Source organism: Variovorax ginsengisoli, from assembly GCF_030486595.1.
Lineage (GTDB): Bacteria > Pseudomonadota > Gammaproteobacteria > Burkholderiales > Burkholderiaceae_C > Variovorax > Variovorax ginsengisoli_B.
Map to the genome: position 1 here is coordinate 217,794 of NZ_JAUJZH010000010.1, position 8,374 is coordinate 226,167.

6 protein-coding genes and 3 tRNA genes are annotated in these 8,374 nt (G+C 62.1%); 7 read left to right on the forward strand and 2 right to left on the reverse strand.

What is annotated here, in order from left to right; all coding sequences use genetic code 11:
• Positions 1-76: 76 nt before the first annotated feature.
• From clpX to QZH52_RS16310, 4 genes are all read left to right on the forward strand, one after another.
• On the forward strand, positions 77-1,342 hold the full coding sequence (gene clpX, locus QZH52_RS16295; RefSeq protein WP_286531626.1) for an ATP-dependent Clp protease ATP-binding subunit ClpX: 1,266 nt from the start codon (positions 77-79) through the stop codon (positions 1,340-1,342).
• Between the two features lie 119 nt (positions 1,343-1,461).
• Entirely contained in the window at positions 1,462-3,903 is a 2,442-nt protein-coding gene (gene lon / locus QZH52_RS16300; RefSeq protein ID WP_301810866.1) for an endopeptidase La, read from the forward strand.
• 54 nt (positions 3,904-3,957) lie between these two features.
• Positions 3,958-4,033: transfer RNA gene (locus QZH52_RS16305), tRNA-Gly, on the forward strand.
• Between the two features lie 376 nt (positions 4,034-4,409).
• Positions 4,410-5,138, forward strand: coding sequence for a Crp/Fnr family transcriptional regulator (locus QZH52_RS16310; protein ID WP_301810867.1), 729 nt, complete (start codon positions 4,410-4,412; stop codon positions 5,136-5,138).
• Between the two features lie 42 nt (positions 5,139-5,180).
• Here QZH52_RS16310 and QZH52_RS16315 read toward each other — a convergent pair whose 3' ends face one another.
• Both QZH52_RS16315 and QZH52_RS16320 read right to left on the reverse strand, forming a co-directional pair.
• Positions 5,181-6,458: an MFS transporter gene (locus QZH52_RS16315; protein WP_301810868.1), complete on the reverse strand. Its 1,278-nt coding sequence runs from the start codon at positions 6,456-6,458 to the stop codon at positions 5,181-5,183.
• Between the two features lie 101 nt (positions 6,459-6,559).
• Positions 6,560-6,856 carry a hypothetical protein gene (locus QZH52_RS16320; RefSeq protein WP_286531628.1) on the reverse strand — a complete coding sequence of 99 codons (297 nt, stop codon included), beginning with the start codon at positions 6,854-6,856 and terminating at the stop codon, positions 6,560-6,562.
• A 502-nt stretch (positions 6,857-7,358) separates the two neighbouring features.
• Between QZH52_RS16320 and QZH52_RS16325 the strand changes: the two genes are divergently transcribed.
• The 3 genes from QZH52_RS16325 to QZH52_RS16335 all read left to right on the forward strand — a co-directional run bounded on the left by QZH52_RS16325 (position 7,359) and on the right by QZH52_RS16335 (position 8,266).
• Positions 7,359-7,432 (forward strand) — tRNA-Cys (locus QZH52_RS16325).
• Positions 7,433-7,518: 86 nt separating this feature from the next.
• Positions 7,519-7,611: transfer RNA gene (locus QZH52_RS16330), tRNA-Leu, on the forward strand.
• A 22-nt stretch (positions 7,612-7,633) separates the two neighbouring features.
• A complete protein-coding gene (locus QZH52_RS16335) occupies positions 7,634-8,266 on the forward strand; it encodes a DUF6806 family protein (protein WP_301810869.1) in 633 nt (210 codons plus the stop codon).
• Positions 8,267-8,374 lie beyond the last annotated feature (108 nt).

The following is an 8,374-nucleotide window of genomic DNA, read 5'->3' on the forward strand; positions in this document are numbered from 1 at the left end:
TCTTCAGGTCACCGACGGGCTTGTGGGCTTTCATCTTCGCTATCATTGTTAAACCCCTGTTACGAGGCATCTGCCCATGGCCGAGAAAAAAGGCTCCTCCAGCGAAAAAACGCTTTACTGCTCGTTCTGCGGGAAGAGTCAGCACGAGGTCAAGAAGCTGATCGCCGGTCCGTCGGTCTTCATCTGCGACGAGTGCATCGATCTGTGCAACGAGATCATCCGCGACGAACTGCCCGCGGGTGACGAGTCGCGCGAGGCGCGCAACGACCTGCCGACGCCGCTCGAGATCAAGGCCAACCTCGACAACTACGTGATCGGCCAGGAGCCCGCCAAGCGGATGCTCGCGGTGGCGGTCTACAACCACTACAAGCGGTTGCGCCACAAGGAGAAGTCCAAGGGTGACGACGTCGAGCTCAGCAAGAGCAACATCCTGCTGATCGGTCCGACCGGCTCCGGCAAGACGCTGCTCGCCCAGACGCTCGCGCGCATGCTCGATGTGCCCTTCGTGATGGCCGACGCCACCACCCTGACCGAGGCCGGCTACGTCGGTGAAGACGTCGAGAACATCATCCAGAAGCTGCTGCAGAGCTGCAACTACGAGGTCGAGCGGGCCCAGCGCGGCATCGTCTACATCGACGAGATCGACAAGATCTCGCGCAAGTCGGACAACCCCTCGATCACCCGCGACGTCTCGGGCGAGGGCGTGCAGCAGGCGCTGCTGAAGCTGATCGAAGGCACCATGGCCAGCGTGCCGCCGCAGGGCGGGCGCAAGCACCCGAACCAGGACTTCCTGCAGATCGACACGACCAACATCCTGTTCATCTGCGGCGGCGCCTTCGCCGGGCTCGAGAAGGTCATCGAGAACCGCACCGAGGCCTCTGGCATTGGCTTCGGCGCCTCAGTCAAGAGCAAGCAGCAGCGAAGCCTCACCGAGGTGTTCCGCGAGGTCGAGCCCGAGGACCTGATCAAGTTCGGCCTGATCCCTGAACTGGTCGGCCGGATGCCGGTCGTGGCGTCGCTGGCCGAGCTCAGCGAGGACGCGCTGGTGCAGATCCTGACCGAGCCCAAGAACGCGGTCGTCAAGCAGTTCACCAAGCTGCTGCAAATGGAAGGCGTCGACCTCGAGATCCGTCCGGCGGCGCTGAAGGCGATCGCCCGCAAGGCGCTGGCCCGCAAGACCGGTGCCCGCGGCCTGCGCTCGATCCTCGAGCAGTCGCTGATCGACACCATGTTCGAGCTGCCGAACGCGACCAATGTCGACAAGGTAGTGGTCGAAGAATCCACGATCGACGAGAACAAGCCGCCGCTCTTGGTCTATCGCGAGGCGGCCAAGAAGGCCTGAATGCAGCTCCGGACGGCCCTTTCCCGCGAGGCGTCCGGCGTCTTCGACGAAGACCGTGCCCGCGCACTTGAAAAGTGCGCGCGGCCGACCATCTTTCCATGATCAAGTAAAGGATTCCCATGTCCGGTCATACCCCCCTGCCTGCCACCGAGCTCGACCTCCCGCTGCTGCCGCTGCGCGACGTGGTCGTGTTTCCCCACATGGTCATCCCGCTGTTCGTCGGCCGGCCCAAGAGCATCAAGGCGCTCGAGCTGGCGATGGAGGCCGAGCGCCGCATCATGCTGGTGGCGCAGAAGGCCGCCGCAAAGGACGAGCCCTCGGTCGAGGACATGTTCGAGGTCGGCTGCATTTCGACCATCCTCCAGATGCTCAAGCTGCCCGACGGCACGGTGAAAGTGCTGGTCGAGGGCCAGCAGCGTGCCCGCGTGAACCGCATCGACGACGGCGAGACCCATTTCTCGGCCAACGTGACCCCGGTCGAAGTGGCCGAGGCCGCGACCCAGAAGGGAACCGAGATCGAGGCGCTGCGCCGCGCGGTGATGCAGCAGTTCGACCAGTACGTGAAGCTCAACAAGAAGATCCCGCCCGAGATCCTGACCTCGATCTCGAGCATCGACGATCCGGGCCGGCTGGCCGACACCATCGCCGCCCACCTGCCGCTCAAGCTCGACAACAAGCAGGCGGTGCTCGACCTGGACGACATCAAGGCCCGGCTCGAGAACCTGTTCGGCCAGCTCGAGCGCGAAGTCGACATCCTCAACGTCGACAAGAAGATCCGCGGCCGCGTGAAGCGCCAGATGGAGAAGAACCAGCGCGACTTCTACCTCAACGAGCAGGTCAAGGCGATCCAGAAGGAGCTCGGCGAAGGCGAGGAGGGCGCGGACATCGAGGAGATCGAGAAGAAGATCAAGCTCGCCAAGATGCCCAAGGAAGCGCTCAAGAAGGCCGAGGGCGAACTCAAGAAGCTCAAGCTGATGTCGCCGATGTCGGCCGAGGCCACGGTGGTGCGCAACTACATCGACGTGCTGATCGGCCTGCCCTGGAGCAAGAAGACCAAGATCAAGCACGACCTCGCCAATGCCGAGGCGGTGCTCAACGAAGACCACTACGGGCTGGAGAAGGTCAAGGACCGTATCCTGGAATATCTCGCGGTGCAGCAGCGCGTCGACAAGGTGAAGGCGCCGATCCTGTGCCTGGTCGGCCCTCCGGGGGTCGGCAAGACCTCGCTCGGGCAGTCGATCGCGAAGGCGACCGGCCGCAAGTACACCCGCATGGCGCTGGGCGGCATGCGCGACGAGGCCGAGATCCGCGGCCATCGCCGCACCTACATCGGCGCACTGCCGGGCAAGGTGCTGCAGAGCCTCAACAAGGTCGGCACGCGCAACCCGCTGTTCCTGCTCGACGAGATCGACAAGCTCGGTACCGACTTCCGCGGCGATCCGTCGAGCGCGCTGCTCGAAGTGCTCGATCCGGAACAGAACCACACCTTCGGCGACCACTACGTCGAGGTCGACTTCGACCTCTCCGACGTGATGTTCGTCGCCACCTCGAACTCGATGAACATCCCGCCGGCGTTGCTGGACCGGATGGAAGTGATCCGCCTGGCGGGCTACACCGAGGACGAGAAGACCCACATCGCGCTGAAGTACCTGCTGCCCAAGCAGATGAAGAACAACGGCGTGAAGGAAGACGAGCTGCTGATCAACGAGGAAGCGGTGCGCGACATCGTGCGCTACTACACCCGCGAGGCTGGCGTGCGTTCGCTCGAGCGCGAGCTGTCGAAGATCTGCCGCAAGGTGGTCAAGGGCCTGCTGCTCAAGAAGATGGAGCCCAAGGTGCTGGTCACCGGCGCCAACCTCAACGACTTCCTGGGCGTGCGCAAGTACAGCTTCGGCCTGGCCGAGAAGCAGAACCAGGTCGGCCAGGTGGTCGGCCTGGCCTGGACCGAGGTCGGCGGCGATCTGCTGACGATCGAGGCGGTGACGATGCCCGGCAAGGGCGTGATCAGCCGCACCGGATCGCTGGGCGACGTCATGAAGGAATCGGTGGAAGCGGCGCGTACCGTGGTACGCAGCCGTGCCCGCCGGCTCGGCATCAAGGACGAGGTGTTCGAGAAGCGCGACATCCACATCCACGTGCCCGATGGCGCGACGCCCAAGGACGGCCCGAGCGCGGGCGCGGCGATGACCACCGCCTTCGTGTCGGCGCTGACCGGCATCCCGGTGCGCGGCGACGTCGCCATGACCGGCGAGATCACGCTGCGCGGCGAGGTCACGGCGATCGGCGGCCTGAAGGAAAAGCTGCTGGCGGCACTGCGCGGCGGCATCAAGACCGTGCTGATCCCCGAGGAGAACGCCAAGGACCTGCAGGACATTCCCGAGAACGTGAAGAACGGCCTCGAGATCGTGCCCGTCAAGTGGATCGACAAGGTGCTCGAGATCGCGCTCGAGAAGATGCCGACGCCGCTGTCCGACGAAGAGGTCGCTGCGTCCGCGGCCGCGGTGGCCGAGCTCGCCAAGCAACGCGCGGCGGCGCCGGCCGAAGGATCGGTGAAGCATTGAGCTTCGGGAGTTGCGGAGCCCCGAAAAAATGCTATATAATTCGAGGCTCGAAACGCGGGAATAGCTCAGTTGGTAGAGCGCAACCTTGCCAAGGTTGAGGTCGAGAGTTCGAGACTCTTTTCCCGCTCCAATTCAAGTTTCATGGCCGTCCACGGCGCGCCATGAGTCAAAAAAAAAGAGGCTTCGGCCTCTTTTTTCATTTGTGCGGCGCCATCCCGTGGCGGCCACGACCCTCCCCCTTCGATCTTCGCGCACGACCGCTCGCTTGGCGGTGCTCGTTCCCTTGCACGCGATGCGCAGCGACGGCCCGACAGGAAGTGCCTCCCCGACGGACCCTTCTTCGCCAAATCGAGACCGCTCCTATGGATACAGCAAGGCGTTTTACGTAGCTTCGCCCCTTGAGGCCAACGACGGTATTCAACCCCGAATGGCTTCCTGCGCGCCCGTCGACTGCATCGCAGCGGATACAGGCTGGAAATTCACCCGAAATTCAGGAGCATCCGGCAATGAAGTTCGCGCACACCATAGGACTCATCGAGAATCTGCCGCTTTTTCAAGGCTTGGATGCCGCGCTGGTCGAGAAGATCGCGAAGGCGGCGCGCGTGATGCGAGTCTTGAAGCGAGACATCGTCTATCGCAAGGGCGACGTTTGCGATGGGTTCTATCTGGTGTCCTATGGCCGCATCCGGTTGTCCTTGTTTTCGAGCCAAGGACTTGAGAAGCCGATCCAGATTGCTGGCATGGGAAACAGCTTTGGCGACGCGACCATGCTGCAGGAATTGGCGCACTACACCACCGGCATCGCGGTGGAGGACTCAGGCCTCGTCTATGTCCCCAAAGATGTCGTGACCGAGCTTTTGCAATCCGATGGCCGACTGGCCATGCGCATGCTGGCCAATCTGGCCTACCGCCTGCATCTGATGGTGGATGACATTGACGACTTCCTGTTGCAGCCGCCTGCCGCGAGATTGGCGACCTATCTGTTGCGCCTCATCCCGCCGCGCAGCATCGAGACCAGGAACGTGCAATTGTTCTTGCACAAACACCTGATGGCCGCACAGTTGAACTTGAAGCCCGAAACACTGTCTCGCTACTTCCGGGAGTTCTGCAGCCAGGGGTTGATCGAACTCGATGGCAGCAGGATCACGATCTTGAGCGTGGATCGGCTCTGCCAATATGTATCGAGCGAAAACATGAAGGGTGTCGCTGGCAAGCGCAAGCACAAACTGCTGTGAGGCGGCTCGTGCTTGCGTGTCGGGGTCGACCCGTTCGGGCCGTCAAGCCCGGATGGCCGCTGCCTGGAAGAATGTGCGCTCGCGCAGCCAGATGACCGCGCTGCACGCAACGATCACGACTTGCGTCCCGATCAATAGCGCGAACCCGACGAAGAATCCGGCCTTGGCGTCGCCGCCTTCGGACGCCAGGGCGATGGCCCATCCCATCAAGAGCGGCATCAGGCCCGAAACCAGGCCTGCGCAGCCCAAGGCCACACCGCAGGAACTTGCGGTGTACTCGGGCTTGGAAAAGTACTGGATCAGCGCCAGGACGCCGGGGTAGCTCAGGCCCCAGAAGAAATTGGCCGCGGTCAGAAAACCGACCGCCACGAGTCTGTCCTCGGCGTTGATGGCGAGATAGATCGAGAGCGCCACCAGCAGCGCCGATGCGCTGAACAGCATTGGCACGTTGCGCCGCTCGATGCGGTCCAGCAACACGCCGCTCAGCAGGATCGAGACGACCGATGCCCACTGCGGCAAGGATGCCAGCGGTCCCATCTCGCTGAATGAGAAACCGCGCGCCTCCTTGAGGTAGGAGGGCAGCCAGCTGCCGCTCCCCCACAGATAGGCCAGCGTCATGGTGGCGATCGCGGCCATCAACAGGATATTGCGCGTCTGGAGCGCGCCATGGATCATGGTGGGCACCTTGGCGCAGGCCTGGGTGAAAGTGGGCTTGGCCGGCGCCCCGTCCGGCGCGACCGGCATGCTGATGAAAGCCAATACCAGGGGAATTCCGATGAGGATGTTGACCAGGCCAAGCACCACGAACGAGGCCTGCCAATGGATACCGACCACCAGCGCGCTGATCAATGGATAGCCGAGTGCCAGGCCAATGCCGGTGCCTGTGTTCAGGATGGCGTTCGGTTTTCCGTTTTCCTGGGCGTCGTAGTACGACTTGATGTACGACGATGCCAATGCGAACAAGGGTCCTTCGCTGAGTCCCAGGAAGACCCGCGACAGCAGGAGAGCGCCGTAGCTGTCGAAAAATGGTGTTGCCAGGGTGACGGATCCCCAGAGCAGGAGGCCGTAGATCAGGCTGCGTCGCACGCCGAACAAGGCCTCGCAGAACGGCGTCAGGAAGAACGCTGCCGAGCCATAGCCGATCATGAAGGCGGTCGCCAAGAGACCCTGGGCTGCGCGATCGGAGGCCACGATCCCCATGTGCGAGAGAAAGTCCCTGTCGGCGATGAGAATCGAAATATTGATTCTGTCGATGTAAGCGATGATGACGATCGCAAACAGCGTGAATACGCCGTGCCACCTCGATTTGTTCGATTTCATTCTTGCCTCCCTTCTGCCTGATGGTAAAAAAATCGGCAGCTCAAAAATGAATTGAGCTGCCGAAAAAATACCTTGTGTTTCTGGTTCTCTATCGCATCACGTCAAACTGTCATCCAGGCGTGCTCTTCCACGGTCTGAAAAACGCCGGGCGGAGCCATTGGAATCTTGTTGTCGATGGAATCCCTGATCGCCGCGGTCTTCATTTTTTCGACTTCCGCCAAGCTTTCGAAGCTCTCCACCATGACGATCTGGCCCACCGGACCGCCAAAGCGGACGTAGACTTCTGCGTTCAGGGAGTAGAGCTTGTTGACTGCTTCCTTGCGGGCTTTGGCGAATTTCAGGGCTTCCGTTTGCTGGCCGGGATGGGGGATTCCGATACGGGTGAAAAGGACGGGCATATTGACTCCTTGAAGTAGATCCGCCGGATGAATGGTTGTGAAAGATCGCTGCTCCGGGGTATTTCAACGACCCGGATGTCATGCTAACCATCCATTCTATTTTTACGGGCTGATGCATTTCTCAGGCTTGAAATTCTTGATTTGAATCAAGGAATTGTTTTTCCAATTGAATTAAAGGGTATACCCGACTTCATTGGCGTGATCGAGTCGTTGAATCCGGCGAGTGCTCGCTTCGACCCGCCACGCGGCCGATGCGCGCGGTCACCCTCGTACATCACCTCGTGCGCGACCTGATCGCGGCGACGAACCATGGCGTTGCCCGCTGCCGGAGCCGTTTCGCCAAGATGTGTCGCCGAGGCGGGACTGGCGTGTTGTAGAATCGTAGGCTTTCCGGGAGAAAAGCCTCGCGGCAGGTTCTGCAGGCTGGAATCCCCGAAAAGCTGGCCCCTCGCGGCTTCGACGCGTTCGACGCGCGTTCGGAGCCGCAAGACTGAAAAAGCGTGGCGCGATAGCAAAGCGGTTATGCAACGGATTGCAAATCCGTCTAGCCCGGTTCGACTCCGGGTCGCGCCTCCACCGACATCGGTACCCAAAGTGCAGCCCCGCCAACCCACGTTGCCGGGGCTGCGTTCGTTTGCGGTATCGTCGTTGTTCGACCGGAAGCCCGGATGGTGAAATTGGTAGACACATCGGACTTAAAATCCGCCGCTTCCTGAATAAGGGGCATACCGGTTCGACCCCGGTTCCGGGCACCACCACATTACAAGGGAGCAAGACATGCCTCGCTACAACGCTCCGTTCGAAATCCATGTGCACGGCGACGTGCCGCTGCGTTCCGACGTGAGCTTCGAGCAGATCCAGGAAGCGCTCGCGCCGCTCTGGAAGTACGCCGGCGCCAAGTCGCTGGCCGATGGCGCCACCAGCGTCTACGAAGAAGAACCGGGCATCCGCTTCGAGCAGAAAGAGCACATGCTCCAGATCTGCTGGACCGTGGCCGGCGACGAAGACTTCCGCCAGGCGCTCGACGAGATGTGCATGGCGCTCAACGAGCTGTCCGAGCAGGGCGCCGCGCTCGAGGTCACCTTCTACGACACCGACTTCGACGAGGAAGAGGGCGATCCCGACGAAGAGTCGCGCGACGATTTCCTGATGCTGTTCGTCGGTCCGAACCCGGCCGCGATCATGCAGGTGCAGCGCGACCTGCTGGTCGAAGACGTGGTGAACCTCATGGAGCGCCACTTCGATGGCGCCGAACTCGGCGGCGTGGTGGCCGAGATCGACAAGCTCTTCGGCGAGCGCTTCGACGCGCTGGTCAATTCGCTCGAGATCGGCAAGCGCCCGCGCGGCGGCACCGGGGGCGCCGGCGGCGGCGGCCACGGCGGCGGCCGCCGTCCGCGGCACCTTCACTAGACAGAATGGCTTGAGCCGTTGAGGCGGCCCGTCTCCGGGACTACCGTGGGTTGCGCACCGTGGGTGCGCCGAGCCACAACGCTGCACCCCGAAGGGCGGACAGCGTGT